Here is a 13,562-nt window from a genome sequence, read left to right on the forward strand (position 1 = left end):
GTTTTCTTTCTAGGATAATTAAAGTAAATGTAATGTGATAGTGTTAAGAACTTAAGACTTTAACTTACCTTAGTTTGAGAGTCTTCTTATGAAGAAACATGAATGAAAGCACAAGATTAACAATGATAAGGATTAAAGTGATAAAAGAGTACCAATAAAGATTGATGGGTACGTTATTTTTGAGACAGAATAGAGAAAATAAACTCGTAAAAATGCCCGTTAACAAGCCAGGAACATATTTTAGAAGGACAATTGTCTGAATCAGATGTCCGAAAATATGGTAGATATAAGCAATTACAATGGTTGCGTAAATAGTATAGTTGCTAAACTGATAGCTAAGAAAAAGTGATAGAAGCAGGATCAGAAACTGCTCCAAGACAATGGCATTGAAAGTAAAAGGAGTGTAATAAGAAAGGAATCGAATATCTGGAAACTGTGCTGATAGTTTTTTGACAAAGGAGGGCATCCATATGATTTCCTCAAGTTCGTGAAGCATGAATAAGGCTGGAAAGAGAAAATAAAATTGAGTGAGGGTCATTAAAAAAACTTCTTTCTAGTTTGAACCAACTTTCAGTGTCTCCAAATAAAACTGAATCACTTCTTGTTCGGTGTAAGTCTTGCCTTTTTTCAACCACCAGCTGAGGGTTTCGATAAAGTGGCTGACAACTAGGTGCTTGAGATAGGAGTGAGGAATGTTGGGGTGTGCTTGAATCAGTTCGTCGGCTACCATTGGATAGACGTCATGTTCCAGTTCTTTTCGTAGCTGCCGGATAAAATAATCGTTTTTTGAAAGCAAGAGACTGGTCACATGGTCTTGATTTTTCTTGAAATGCTGAAAGATATGGGCTAGGTAGTCTTGTGGAGAGAGGTGTTGAGCACGTTCAAACAAATGGTGAAAGAGCTTTTGGCAGAGCTCATCCAGTAGTAACTCTTTGCTCTCATAATGACTGTAAAAGGTCGAACGTCCCACATCAGCCAAGTCAATAATCTCCTGAACGGTGATGGTCTCATAATCTTTTTGGTTAAGTAAGTGTAAAAAAGCATGATAGATAGCTTTTCTAGTTTTGGTAATACGACGATCCTGTGTTGTCATATGGACACTTTGAACAAATTGTTCAGTAACGTACATCCTAAACAGTTTGCCCCTATCCTTTCTTTTTAGAGTTAGAGATAATACTAGTGAGAAGATAATACTATTACTATTATACCAAAGGAAGGTAAAAAAATGAGTTCAAAACGTGCTGTTTGGCTGGCTTTTTTCTTGAATCTGAGTTTTGCCATTGTTGAGTTTATTGCAGGGGGAATCTTTGGTTCCAGTGCTGTTCTCGCTGATTCTGTCCATGACTTGGGGGATGCTCTAGCCATTGGCCTCTCGGCCTTTCTAGAAACGATCTCCAATCGTCAAGAGGATAGTCGCTATACCCTAGGCTACAAGCGTTTTAGCTTATTAGGGGCTTTAGTAACGGCAGTCATTCTGATGACCGGGTCTGGTATGGTGATTTTAGAAAATGTAAGCAAGCTTTTCCACCCTCAGCCCGTCAATGACGAAGGGCTTCTTTGGTTGGGAATGATTGCTATCAGTGTCAATGTGCTGGCGAGTCTGGTCATTCGCAAGGGGCAAACCAAGAATGAATCCATTCTCAGCCTGCATTTTTTGGAAGATACCTTAGGTTGGTTGGCTGTCATCCTGATGGCCATTGTCCTCCGATTTACCGACTGGTATATCCTAGATCCCCTCTTGTCTCTTGCTATTTCCTTCTTTATTCTGTCCAAAGCCATTCCACGTTTTTGGAGCACGCTCAAGATTTTCCTGGATGCTGTGCCAGAAGGGGTAGATATCAAGCAAGTTAAGAATGATTTAGAGCAGTTGGACAATGTCGCTAGTATCAATCAGCTTAATCTTTGGACCATGGATGGTTTGGAAAAAAACGCCATTGTCCATGTTTGTCTGGAGCATGTCAAGCATATGGAGGTCTGTAAAGAGTCTATCCGCACCTTGCTCAAAGAGAGTGGATTTCAAAATGTTACCATCGAAGTGGATGAAGACTTGGCGACCCACCGCGCCCACAAGCGAAATATCGAAGAACTGGAAGTGGATCAAGGTCATGGGCATGATCATCACCATCATTAATGACGAGTTGGTACGAGCAGAAGCCTAAGAAAAAGTGTATACTGTAGATAAGGAAGCAATAGAAAGTAGGTTGTTCCTATGAAGAAAACAGTTTATACAAAAGCTGGGCAAGTGGGTCTAGTAGAAGTTGAACGTCCGCAAATCGAAGCGCCGGATGATGTTATTCTCCGCATCGTCCGCACATGTGTCTGTGGATCCGATCTCTGGAGCTACCGTAATCCAGATATTGAAGCAGGGCATCAAAATAGTGGCCACGAAGCCATTGGGATTGTCGAAGAAATCGGAGAAGCTATTACAACGGTCAAACCAGGAGACTTTGTCATCGCACCTTTCACCCATGGTTGTGGGGAGTGTGATGCCTGTCGTGCTGGCTACGATGGGACGTGTGACCGTCATATCGGCACCAACTGGTCTGATGGGGTGCAAGCGGAGTACATGCGCTTCGAATACGCCAACTGGGCCCTTGTCAAAATTCCAGGGCAACCATCAGATTATACAGAAGCCATGCTCAAATCTTTCTTGACGCTGGCAGATGTCATGCCGACGGGCTACCATGCGGCGCGTGTAGCAGACGTGAAGCCTGGTGACAAAGTAGTGGTCATCGGGGACGGTGCCGTTGGTCAATGTGCAGTGATCGCAGCCAAAATGCGGGGAGCATCACAAATCGTCCTTATGAGCCGTCACCAAGACCGTCAACAGATGGCCTTGGAGTCAGGCGCGACAGCAGTTGTCGCTGAGCGTGGTGAAGAAGGCATTGCCAAGGTTCGTGAAATCCTCGGAGGTGGAGCAGATGCGGCCCTTGAATGTGTCGGTACCTCAGCAGCTGTCGATCAAGCCCTTGGGGTTCTTCACAATGGAGGACGTTTAGGTTTTGTCGGCGTGCCTCATTACAATAATCGTGCCCTTGGTTCGACCTTTGCTCAAAACATCTCGGTGGCAGGTGGAGCAGCCTCGGTCACTACCTACGACAAACAGTTCTTGCTTAAGGCTGTCCTTGATGGCGATATCAATCCAGGTCGCGTCTTCACTCATAGTTATAGCTTGGACGAGATTGATCAGGCATACAAAGATATGGATGAACGCAAGACTATTAAGGCTATGATTGTGCTTGAGTAATGAAAAAGTCTAGTAGAAATGAAACTACTAGACTTTTCTTTTATTGTGAAATAAATTCTTATTTCAAATTCGACATCACTTGTTTCTTGGTGAAGGTGCGCTCTTGTTTGTTGGCTAGGGCCTTAATGCGCGCATCTAGGAGAATGGCACGGCCTTCGGCACTTCGGGTATAGACGAGGTCATACTTGCCCAGACTCTTTCGAATTTGCGCCACAAAGGCTTGGGCATCCTCTTTCCGTTTGTCAAAGAGGCTTGGCACTGCGAAATATTCTGTCTGATCGGACACCTTTTCCTGTGCTTTCAGGATATAGCGCTGATTTTCAATCGGTGCGAAAAACTCGATCATAGTTTGCGAGAAGAGTTCCTTCTCCCGCATGGTTCCGCCCTTCAAATAGATCAGCGTGTTGATGGCATCCTTTCTGTCTCGTACGACTTGGATGCGGGTCTCCTGAGTTTGAATATGCCCAAAGAGGAGTAGGGCTTGGTGAATAGCCTGACCAAAGACTTCTAGCCGTTTATAAGGGCTCTTATAGAGATAGTAGCGGAGCCAAGCAAGGAGAGCGAGAACAGCTAAAACGACTAGAAGAATTAGAGACGCTTTATTCCCTCCTCCTCTATGTGAATAGTAAAAAAGGTTGGCGAAAGCATCGGTCAAAGTGGCGGCCGTCAGCCAACGAGCTAGCTTCCTAGCGTCAAAAAATAGGGCCAAGGGCAGGAAGTGTTTATCCACTTGGACCTCATTTGCAATCTCCATATTCTCCAGAATTGGCAGGGCTTTTTGCCAGCCGTCTCGGAGCTCTTGACGATGAGTGGAGCGCTCTAAGGTTTCTTCATTGAGTTTTTGCAACTGTTTTTTGGTATAGCGGATATTGTCAAAGGCTAGACGTTCGATACCGGATTCGATGAAGGGCTCCTTGTAATGGAGACCTAAAAATTGCTTCATCCGTCTTTCTAAGAGCTCCAGATCAGGACTGTATTCTTTCAACTGATCAGTGAGGGCTTCGATCTCTTCCTTTTCAAGATCGGACTTTTCATACCATTTCTTTAGGGAAAGATTGATGGAGACCAGGTGCCAGATGTTACTGGTCTTGTCTGGATCCTCAGGCCACACTCGGATGGCACGACCTCGCATTTGGTTGCTGAGCATAAAGCTGCCGACAAAGCTCGCTAGGATCAGGGAATTGACGCAGGGAGCATCCCAGCCTTCTCCTAGAAGAGACTTGGTTCCAATAACAACCTGGATGAGGCCCTCTTGAAAGAGCTGGGTCACAGCTGTCACCAAATCATGTTGAGAACCGACCAAACGAACCTTGAGAAAGTCATCAGGAGATAATTGGCCAACACTTTGATAAGTCAGTCTATTCCCTCCTAGCAGCTCCTCTAGTCTTGGCTTAGCGATCGTAGGGATGATGACAATGCTACCGGTCAATACAGCGATGGCAGGAGGAGTTGCTTGCTCTAAGCTTTCCCTGCGAATGGATTCAAAATACGAGAGTACTCCCAATTGAGTAAATTGGGCGTCCTTATCCCCGAGATGAACTTCAAAATCTTGGCGGATATAGTCTGTTAAGACCAGTTGGCGCAGTCGGTTTCCAAGAGCTTGGTATTCCGCCTTGAAAATCTCTCGAACCACATTGAGTTTTCCGAGGGATTGGTTGAGCAGTAGGTCTTGTTTTTTGTTGCGGATTAGTTTAACTTGTTTTCGATCGATCAAGCTGGCTGCTTTTAGTTCATGGAGGACTTGCTTCTCGTATTCCTCTGGTAGATTGTACCAATGAGGTACCTGAAAGAGCAGACCTTGCAGGAGAATTTCAAGCCAGTCCATGGTGAAAGCAGGTAGTTTCTTGGCTCCTAAAAGCTCCTGGAAACGTTTGGGAAAGGCGATTCCCTTGCTTCGAAGAAAGATCAGGGTAGCAGAGAGATACTTGGGATCATTGAGCAATTCATCATCGCTGATCTGACCCGATAAGGCTTGGCAGTTTTGGAGGTATTGGCAAAAGAGGGGATCGGAAGTCAGTTGCTGCAAGAAAGCATTCTTTTGTTGGCTAAAGGCGTCCAACTGCTCTTGCTCTTCCTTGGTTGGAAAGGCGAAGTAAACATAGTCCTGGTGGGGACAAAGGGTCTCTTCCTTGACCAATTCGGGAACCGTGATTTCCTCATCAATCTCCCCACACATGCGGATATAGCGATCCCAAAGGGCAGGATCCCCTTCATAGGGCGGGGTGGCGGTAAGGGAGATCATCTTTAAGTCTGGGAAGGCCTGACGAAAGGCTTCCAAACTCTTCCACCATTCATTGCGCAGGTGATGACACTCATCTAAACAAAGGGTCCCGAGTGAGATGGCTTTGAAAGTAGTAAAGATATCAAAGCCTTTGAAATCAAATGTTTCAATCTCTGCCTGGTCATCGGTATCCTCAGCTTGCGATTGACCGACGACTTGGTTCATGGCGCTGTGTAGGGCCTGATAGGTAGCCACTGTAATCAGCTTAGGATGTTTGAGGTCCTGAGAGATCAATTGCTCCGCTTGGCTTTCATTTTTCAAGAATGCTTGGATAATCCGGTCCACCCATTGCTGACGAATGGTGACCGTAGGAGCTAAGATCAGGGTTGGCTGACCAAAGCGTCTGATAAATTCAATTCCCAGGGTTGTTTTTCCAGAGCCAGGAGCTGCCACCAAATGCAGGTGGCCATCCGCCATAAAAGCGTCGCTCTTATCGAGAACGCGTTCTTGATAGTGTCTCCATTGGCCTGTAAAGGCTAGTTCTTGTAACATAGGTTTCCTCCCTTGTACTGTCCCCATTATATCATAGCGGAGGACAAGAATCCTTGGTTGAAGTTGAAGATTTTAACATTCCTGATGAAAATGGCAAACAGGAATCATTCGTACAGAGCTAAAAAGGCCTAATCATTTGATTAGGCTTTTTCATGTTAGTCTTTCTTTGTTTTACGAGAGAGGCCAAAGGCAGCACCCATGCTGAGAAGACCAAGACCTAGAGTCGTCAAAGCAATTGAGTTTTTGCTTCCTGTATTTGGAAGACTTGCTTCTTTTTGAGGAAGAGCTGCAGGTGCGATATAGACTGCGGTTTTGGCAGGCTCGTTTTTAGCAGGTGTGAATACAGTCGGTTTCGCAGGGGTTACAACAGCCGGTTTTTGAGGAGTAGGAGTCGGTGTTGCAGGCGTTTGGATGCTAGGAGTTTGTGGTTTTACTTTCGCCACACGATGAGTTTTTGAGATCAACTCATACTTGTCTGTTTGGACTTTGAAGACACGACCTTTTTGGACAGTTTCAACGACTTTATTGGCAAATTGAACGTTCAACAAGTTAGCAAAGTTTTTGTCGATATCTAAGTAGAGACCATTTGTTCCATTGACCAATGGATCAAAGTCTTTTTTTTCACGTGTTTCACCAACCACTGTCAAAGAGATACCAGCATCTTTAAGGGCTTTCAGTGTCGCTTCTTTTGTTGGTGTATCCTTTGTAAGATCAATGTCCTCATCTGTAATCAAGAAAGCAAAGCGATGGTTGTTTGCCCCAGTCCCCCAGTTGTAGTCTCCTGAAGTAGCGATATGATGCAATGGAACAGTAGCATTTTCATAGTAGCCTTTAGTTTTGATGGTTTTCAAAGCAGAAATGAAACTTTCTGTATCACTTGTGAACTTAGATCCATTGAAATCATGGTATTTAACTTCACTAGCTCTTTCGTATTCAACCAATCCTAAACGAGCTTGAATATTTTTTGCCGATAGATTGCGAACGAAGGTCTCGACATTCTTCATCGTATCCCTGATGTGAGAATCCATTGAAGTTGATTTGTCGATGACAAAGACGATGTCGGATGTTCCTTGAACTTCTTTTTTATTGACGATATCGGCTTCTTTTGTAACTTCGACCACAGTTGTTTTATTGACTGTTTCAGTTGTTGTCTCAGTGTAGTCCGCTGTTTCCTTGGTTGATGTAGCTGTCTTGGTAGAAGAGACTGGTTTTGAAGTGCCAACAGGTGTGTCTTGATCTGCTAAGCTAGTCGTTTTGATGGTTGCTGTTGAAGTAGTGGTTGTGTCTGCGCCGTCTGTTTTAGCAGATGGGCCAGTTTTTTTAACGTCCACAGCGATAATATCTCCAGTTTTTGCTTTATCAGCAGGAACAACTGGTGTATTGGCTTTGGCGTTGATTTCTTCTGTTGCAGCCGTGATAGGTGATTTTGCGGCTGTAGTAGCTGCAGGAGAAGCTTGGGTTGTGCTAGGAGCAACGTCATCAGCTGAAACAATAGTCGTTCCTGTGAAGACCGTTCCTAAAACAACGGAAGCTAAAGTTAAAGTTTGTTTACGTGAAATAGTATATTTTTTCAAAATACGTCCCCTTTTTAATAAACTTTTTTCTATCATACAGGTTTTTGAAAAGCTTGTCAACGGTATAATAATCAAGGGTTTCGTCGGCTTTTAAATCTCTAGTTATTAATAAAAAAACGAACAATAAAAATATACACAAAACAATTTAATTATACAATATATGTGAAAGAAAATAGGATTCCCACAAATTTGCAGGAATCCTTATTTTATCGGCATTTCTACTATATTTTTTAGTCGTAAAAAATACTAGCTAGTCACTTTATTTATGTTTCTAAATCAACACATAGTTTTCAACCGCTTGCCCAGCCCCGTTTTCATTGTTGGTCTTTGTCACGACTGCTGCTCCGTCTTTCACCTCTTGAGGAGCGTTGCCCATAGCGACACCGATGCCTGCTTTTTTGAGCATAGGAAGGTCATTGAAGTTGTCCCCCATGGTGAGGACTTCTTCTAAGCTCAAGTGGTAGTGGTTGGCGAGTTCAACCAGAGCATCCTCTTTAGAGACGTGCTTAGCAGTGACTTCTAGGTAGTTGGCTTTGGAGAGATAAAAGGCGGTAGAAGGGAAGTCATCGGCAGAAATAGCACGATAGAGGGCTTGGATCTCTTCTGCATCTCCAATTAAGAGCAATTTGTGGAGGGGCTTTGTCGTATCCAGCAAAGGATCCAATAGGGGGAGGATGAGAGGTTTTTCTCCTGTAATCCGGGCCTCCTCTTGGCTCCATTGGTCAAGATGATCGGTCATCCAGTCTTTTCCACTATAGAGGTTGATCGAAACTTGAGGGAAGTGTTGGTTGGCCCAGTCGATAAACTGACGAGCTTCATTCTTGTCTAAGGGATGCTCAAACAGAACCTGCTCGCCTTTTTGAATCAAGGCCCCGTTGTAGCAGGCCATGGGGCAGTCTTCTATACCGAGCTCTTTGGCAATAGGAGCCATCCCTTTTGGAGAACGAGCAGAGGCCAGAACGAAAGGAATCTCTTCGCGTTTCAAATCTGGGATGAGAGTCAGTAAATCAGAATCGATCTGGTGTAGATCATTTAAGATGGTGCCATCGATATCGCTGATGATGAGACGGATGTGAGACATAAAATTACCTCCTAGTAAAGAATAGTGGTTTCGTTGCCAACTTGTTTTAGGATTTCCGGGCTTGGTTTTTGGTCGGTAATCCAATAGTCAAATTGCTTGAGATGAGCGAGATAGTAGTTGGCATTTTGGGAGAACTTGATGCTTTCTGCCACCAGCACCTTGGTACGAGCTCGTTCAAAAACGAGAGACTTGACGGCAACGTCTTCGGCATCCTCAAAGGTGACTTCACCATTGGCTAAGCTACTCGCTCCAAAAAAAGCGAGATCAAAGCGAAGATTGTCCAGTATTTGTGCTTGATTCGCGTCATAGTAAAAGCGGTTTTTAGGGTAGAATTTTCCTCCTAAAAGATGAAAGTCAACCTGAGAATGGCTACTGAGCTGGATGGCATTGTCAAGGGAATGCGAATAGACTGTGACTTCCTTGTTAAGCAAGCCAGCAAGCAGGGTCATCGAGGTGGAAACGTCGAGAAAGATTACTTGGTCATCTTGTATCAATTGCAGGGCCTTTTGAGCCATAGCAGTCTTTTCCTTGTTGGCTTTCTGACTACGGTCTAGGTAAGAAGGGCCGGGTTCTTTGTTTAAGGGGAGGAGTCCACCATGGGTCCTACGAACCAGCTGGCGTTGGCTAAGGAGAGCAAAGTCTCTGCGAATAGTATCTTTTGAGACCTTGAAATAGTCGACCATTTCTTTAGCTGATAGCTGTTTTCGCTCTTCTAAAAGTTCTAGGATTTTTTCGAGCCGTTGTTCCTGGTACATGAATTCGCTCCTTATTTCTGTTCTTGTCTTTATTGTACATTATTTTGTAAGCGGATGCAAGTTTTGTTAAGTGTTTTTAAGTGTTTATGATCTTTTTTCTTACAAACCTTATTCTGACGTTTGTTTTAAAGGGGGAATTCTGCTATAATATGTCAAAATAACGTGGAGGTTTCCTTATGGCCAGTGAATATGAAAAAATGATTGCAGGTGATTTTTATAAACCTGCGGACCTTGAATTGCGGGCTTTGGCCCAAGCCTCTCGGGAGAAACAAGAAGCTTTTAACCAAGAGGTGGATCCTAAAAAAGGGGCAGCTATCATCAAAGAGTGGTTTGGATCAACCGGTGAAAACCTCTATCTCAATCGTCAGGTTCTTGTGGATTATGGGGTCAACATCCATCTGGGAGAAAATTTCTATGCCAATTACAATTTGACCATGTTGGACATTTGTCCCATTACGATCGGCAATAATGCCATGATTGGTCCCAATTGCCAATTTTTGACGCCCTTGCACCCACTGGATCCAGATGAGCGCAATTCTGGTCTCGAATACGGGGCGCCGATTACGATAGGAGACAACTTCTGGGCGGGAGGAGGGGTCACCATCCTTCCTGGTGTCACGCTGGGTGATAATGTGGTCGCTGGCGCTGGGGCAGTCGTGACCAAGTCCTTCGGTGACAATGTGGTCCTTGCAGGAAACCCAGCCCGTGTTATCAAAGAAATACCCGTCAAAAAGGAGAAGAGATGATCCATAAACATGAAATTCCGATTTTAGAGTTTGACGACAATCCGCAGGCAGTCCTGATGCCGACCCATGAGGGGTTAGACCTGCACCTGCCTGAAAAATGCGTTTATGCTTTCTTAGAGGATGAGATTGACCGCTTTGCCAAAACTGTTGGAGCTGAGCAAGTGGCTACCTTTGTCTCAGCGACCAAGGCTTATCCAGTCTATGTTCTGAAGCACCAAGGGGAGGAAGTCTGCTTGGCACAAGCGCCAGTTGGATCTGCACCTGCTGCCCAATTCATGGATTGGTTGATTGGCTATGGGGTGAAGAAGATCATTTCCTCGGGTAGCTGTGGCGTCTTGGTAGATATAGAAGAAAATGCCTTTTTGATCCCGACCAAGGCCTTGCGAGATGAGGGAGCTAGTTACCATTATGTAGCACCTTCTCGTTATATCGAAGTGGACAGTCGTGCACTGACCGCCATTGAAACAGTTCTAAAACAGCAGGCCATTCCTTATCAAGAGGTCATGACCTGGTCGACGGACGGTTTTTATAGAGAAACACCTGACAAGGTGGCCTATCGCATTGAAGAAGGGTGTCGTGTTGTGGAGATGGAGTGTGCCTCACTTGCAGCAGTCGCCCAGCTTCGTGATGCAGTTTGGGGCTTGCTCCTATTTACCGCGGATTCTCTTGCAGACCTGGAAAATTATGACCAGCGTGACTGGGGGGCTGAAGCTTTTGAGAAGGCCCTAGAATTGTGCCTAGAGATGGTTCATCACTTGTAAGTCTTTTCACTTTTTATGATACAATGAAGCTATGTTAGTCAAATTATTTTTTAAACAATGGCAGGCCAAAATTAAAAGCCTGTCTCCGGCAAGGCGAATATTTCTCAGCTTTGCCTTGGTTATCCTGGTGGGCTCGCTCTTATTGAGTCTGCCTTTTGTCCAGCAAGCGAGCTCAACAGCAGGCTATATCGACCACCTCTTTACAGCGGTCTCCATGGTCTGTGTGACGGGGCTCTTTACCCAGTCGGTGGCTTCGACCTATAATGGTTTGGGGCAATTGATCTGTATGCTCTTGATCCAGATCGGAGGCCTAGGGATCTTGACCTTTATCGGTCTCTTCTTTATGGAAGGTCGCCAAAAACTTAGTTACAAGGACCGGCAGACCATTCGGGACAGTTTTAGTTTTAGCAATAACCAGAGCTTGGCCCGTTTTGTCCGCTCCATCTTTATTACCACCTTTACCATCGAAGGGGTGGGGGCCTTGCTCCTCATGACCCGCTTTATCCCTCGCTTTGGCTGGGGGCATGGGATCTTTAACTCCATCTTTGTTGCGGTCTCGGCCTTTTGTAATGCAGGCTTTGATAATTTTGGAGGCGATAGTATGATGAGCTTCCAGACCGATTGGTTGGTCAATCTGACCTTGTCTGCCCTTATTATTACTGGGGGCTTGGGCTTCATGGTCTGGTTTGACCTAGCCACCAAGGCCCGCAATCAATCGGGACGGCGAACTCTTCGCTTCCATACCAAGGTGGTTCTCTGGTTAACAGCTGCGATCCTTCTCTTTGGGACAGTAACCAGTCTCTTGACCGAGTTTAATAATCCAGCAACGATTGGGTCCCTTCCATTAGGAGAGAAGATCTTGGTCAGCTTCTTCCAAACTGTCAGTATGCGGACAGCTGGTTTTGCATCCTTAGATTATACAGCAGTCCGGCCAGTGACGCTCTTCGTCTATCTCTTGCAGATGTTTTTAGGTGGAGCACCGGGTGGGACAGCAGGGGGCATGAAGATCACCACCTTCCTGGTCCTCTTGCTCCTGGCTCGGAAGGAACTATTGGGGCTACCACATACCAATTTAGGAAAACGTACCATTTCACCAGACATTGTTCAACGTTCCTTTGGGACGGCGGTGATTTTCCAGTTGACCTTCTTAGTGGGTCTATTAGGAATCTGTTTGGTGACGCCGGATGGCCAACGCTTTATTTATTTGGTCTTTGAGGTGGTATCCGCTCTAGCGACAGTAGGCGTGACAGCCAATGTGACCTCGACCTTAAATGGGGCGGGACTAGCCATTATTATGGTCCTCATGTTTATCGGACGGATTGGTCCTTTGACCCTTATGGTCAGTTTGAACAATTACCAAGCCAAGAAAGCAGATACCTTGCAGTATGCCAAGGCAGACATCATTATCGGATAGGAGAAACTCATGGCGAATCGAACCATTGGAATTTTAGGATTGGGAATTTTTGGACAGAGTGTCCTGAAAACCTTACAGGATCAGGATGTGGATATTATTGCAATTGACGATCACGCAGATGTGATCAACCAATATGAATCCATGATTACGACTGGAATTGTTGGAGACATTACAGAAATGGACCTCTTGGATGCGGCTGATATCGGTACCTGTGACACAGTCGTGATCGCGACGGGTGAAAACCTGGAGTCCAGTGTGCTGGCGGTCATGCACTGTAAGGCCCTTGGAGTCGAGCACGTCATTGCCAAGGTTAAAAATGAAGTGACCAAGGAAGTCCTTGAGAGGATTGGGGCTGATTTGGTCATCCTACCAGAGGTAGAAGCGGGCATGTCTCTAGCTAAGATGATCCTCTTCCAACATGGGATTGAAGTTTTCCAGTTGGATGAAGCAGTAGTGGTGGTCGAGTTTACGGTTCCAGCTAGCTGGGTAGGAAAAAGCATCCGAGACTTGGAAATCAGAGACCAATTTCAACTCAATATTATTGGCTATCGAGATGCGGAAGACCAGCCTTTGCGAAGTCAGATTGGTCCCGACTTTATCTGGCCAGAAGGGGTGCGCGTGATGGCGGTGACAGACAACCAGTATCTGGATAGAATCCAAGACCTCTTAGAGGAAACAAACTGAGAGAGAGTGGGACAGAAATCGGGAATTCGTTAGAATTCGATTTCGTCGTCCCACCTCCGCATAGTTGAGTAGGGCTGTAAAAGCTGATGAAATCAGCGTAGTAGAGCCCACTCAACCACTGCGTCTTGCTCAACAGTACAAAAACAATTAAGAGGCTAGGACTTTTGTCCCAGCCTCAGAATGTTGATAACCTATTTTTTAACTAAAATAGGTGAAATGATTCTGCAGAAATATGATTTTTAATTTTTACTCCGCAGATGCCCTCTGTATCTTAATTTAGTCATGGAACTTCCTGAATTGCTGAAATCATCCACTGGATAATTTCACCTAACGTCCGTCCTCAAGGTCGTCAAGAATCTCTTGCCATTTTTCCTCGTGCATGTCTTGGCAGATATGTTTGGATCGAGTCTCATGTATCTCTTGATCCATTGGGGAAGTTGATCTTATAATATTTTAGGAAAGGTTCTGTCAGGTGTTGACAGGCCTTTTTTTGAGTGCTATAGTAAAATCGTAAGCGCTTACACGGT

General features: G+C 45.0%; 12 protein-coding genes and 1 pseudogene. 7 read left to right on the forward strand and 6 right to left on the reverse strand.

The features are described from left to right. Window positions 1-64 precede the first annotated feature (64 nt). Window positions 65-538, reverse strand: coding sequence for an HXXEE domain-containing protein (locus tag SM122_RS09460; protein ID WP_195326694.1), 474 nt, complete (start codon window positions 536-538; stop codon window positions 65-67). Between the two features lie 15 nt (window positions 539-553). Beyond that, window positions 554-1,093 carry a TetR/AcrR family transcriptional regulator gene (locus SM122_RS09465; protein ID WP_229042334.1) on the reverse strand — a complete coding sequence of 180 codons (540 nt, stop codon included), beginning with the start codon at window positions 1,091-1,093 and terminating at the stop codon, window positions 554-556. Window positions 1,094-1,225: 132 nt separating this feature from the next. On the opposite strand from SM122_RS09465, the gene SM122_RS09470 reads away from it, so the two are divergent. Continuing rightward, window positions 1,226-2,131 (forward strand): cation diffusion facilitator family transporter, encoded by a 906-nt coding sequence (locus SM122_RS09470; RefSeq protein WP_195326696.1) that lies wholly within the window; start codon window positions 1,226-1,228, stop codon window positions 2,129-2,131. A 78-nt stretch (window positions 2,132-2,209) separates the two neighbouring features. Continuing rightward, window positions 2,210-3,247, forward strand: coding sequence for a zinc-binding dehydrogenase (locus SM122_RS09475; protein WP_195326697.1), 1,038 nt, complete (start codon window positions 2,210-2,212; stop codon window positions 3,245-3,247). Window positions 3,248-3,305: 58 nt separating this feature from the next. On the opposite strand, the gene SM122_RS09480 is transcribed toward SM122_RS09475, so the two are convergent. From SM122_RS09480 to SM122_RS09495, 4 genes are all read right to left on the reverse strand, one after another. Then, window positions 3,306-6,020 (reverse strand): DEAD/DEAH box helicase family protein, encoded by a 2,715-nt coding sequence (locus tag SM122_RS09480; protein WP_195326698.1) that lies wholly within the window; start codon window positions 6,018-6,020, stop codon window positions 3,306-3,308. 155 nt (window positions 6,021-6,175) lie between these two features. Continuing rightward, window positions 6,176-7,594: a VWA domain-containing protein gene (locus SM122_RS09485; protein WP_229042335.1), complete on the reverse strand. Its 1,419-nt coding sequence runs from the start codon at window positions 7,592-7,594 to the stop codon at window positions 6,176-6,178. Window positions 7,595-7,865: 271 nt separating this feature from the next. After that, entirely contained in the window at window positions 7,866-8,675 is an 810-nt protein-coding gene (locus tag SM122_RS09490; protein WP_195326700.1) for a Cof-type HAD-IIB family hydrolase, read from the reverse strand. Window positions 8,676-8,686: 11 nt separating this feature from the next. Beyond that, window positions 8,687-9,430, reverse strand: a complete 744-nt coding sequence (locus tag SM122_RS09495; protein ID WP_049490390.1) for a DeoR/GlpR family DNA-binding transcription regulator — start codon at window positions 9,428-9,430, stop codon at window positions 8,687-8,689. Window positions 9,431-9,606: 176 nt separating this feature from the next. Between SM122_RS09495 and SM122_RS09500 the strand changes: the two genes are divergently transcribed. The 5 genes and pseudogenes from SM122_RS09500 to SM122_RS09520 all read left to right on the forward strand — a co-directional run. Continuing rightward, the gene (locus SM122_RS09500) at window positions 9,607-10,176 is read left to right on the forward strand and encodes a sugar O-acetyltransferase (RefSeq protein ID WP_195326701.1); all 570 of its coding nucleotides are present in this window, start codon (window positions 9,607-9,609) and stop codon (window positions 10,174-10,176) included. Continuing rightward, window positions 10,173-10,937: a nucleoside phosphorylase gene (locus SM122_RS09505; RefSeq protein ID WP_195326702.1), complete on the forward strand. Its 765-nt coding sequence runs from the start codon at window positions 10,173-10,175 to the stop codon at window positions 10,935-10,937. Before SM122_RS09500 ends, SM122_RS09505 begins: the two co-directional genes overlap by 4 nt. Before the next feature lie 31 nt (window positions 10,938-10,968). Beyond that, complete coding sequence (locus tag SM122_RS09510) at window positions 10,969-12,351, forward strand: TrkH family potassium uptake protein (protein WP_195326703.1); 1,383 nt, start codon at window positions 10,969-10,971, stop codon at window positions 12,349-12,351. A gap of 9 nt (window positions 12,352-12,360) precedes the next feature. Next, window positions 12,361-13,035, forward strand: coding sequence for a potassium channel family protein (locus tag SM122_RS09515; protein WP_009731618.1), 675 nt, complete (start codon window positions 12,361-12,363; stop codon window positions 13,033-13,035). A 345-nt stretch (window positions 13,036-13,380) separates the two neighbouring features. Next, window positions 13,381-13,476, forward strand: a pseudogene (locus SM122_RS09520) (CPBP family intramembrane glutamate endopeptidase); the annotation flags it as partial. Between the last annotated feature and the right edge of the window lie 86 nt (window positions 13,477-13,562).

The sequence above is a fragment of the Streptococcus gingivalis genome (assembly GCF_035544715.1).
Classification (GTDB): domain Bacteria; phylum Bacillota; class Bacilli; order Lactobacillales; family Streptococcaceae; genus Streptococcus; species Streptococcus gingivalis.

What these genes read in the sequence shown, in the direction of transcription:
- SM122_RS09515 (WP_009731618.1), top strand. Translation starts at nt 12,361, where the DNA reads ATGGCGAATCGAACCATTGGAATTTTAGGATTGGGAATTTTTGGACAG.
- SM122_RS09510 (WP_195326703.1), top strand. Translation starts at nt 10,969, where the DNA reads ATGTTAGTCAAATTATTTTTTAAACAATGGCAGGCCAAAATTAAAAGC.
- SM122_RS09470 (WP_195326696.1), top strand. Translation starts at nt 1,226, where the DNA reads ATGAGTTCAAAACGTGCTGTTTGGCTGGCTTTTTTCTTGAATCTGAGT.
- SM122_RS09495 (WP_049490390.1), bottom strand. Translation starts at nt 9,430, where the DNA reads ATGTACCAGGAACAACGGCTCGAAAAAATCCTAGAACTTTTAGAAGAG.
- SM122_RS09480 (WP_195326698.1), bottom strand. Translation starts at nt 6,020, where the DNA reads ATGTTACAAGAACTAGCCTTTACAGGCCAATGGAGACACTATCAAGAA.
- SM122_RS09500 (WP_195326701.1), top strand. Translation starts at nt 9,607, where the DNA reads ATGGCCAGTGAATATGAAAAAATGATTGCAGGTGATTTTTATAAACCT.
- SM122_RS09475 (WP_195326697.1), top strand. Translation starts at nt 2,210, where the DNA reads ATGAAGAAAACAGTTTATACAAAAGCTGGGCAAGTGGGTCTAGTAGAA.
- SM122_RS09460 (WP_195326694.1), bottom strand. Translation starts at nt 538, where the DNA reads ATGACCCTCACTCAATTTTATTTTCTCTTTCCAGCCTTATTCATGCTT.
- SM122_RS09505 (WP_195326702.1), top strand. Translation starts at nt 10,173, where the DNA reads ATGATCCATAAACATGAAATTCCGATTTTAGAGTTTGACGACAATCCG.
- SM122_RS09465 (WP_229042334.1), bottom strand. Translation starts at nt 1,093, where the DNA reads ATGACAACACAGGATCGTCGTATTACCAAAACTAGAAAAGCTATCTAT.
- SM122_RS09490 (WP_195326700.1), bottom strand. Translation starts at nt 8,675, where the DNA reads ATGTCTCACATCCGTCTCATCATCAGCGATATCGATGGCACCATCTTA.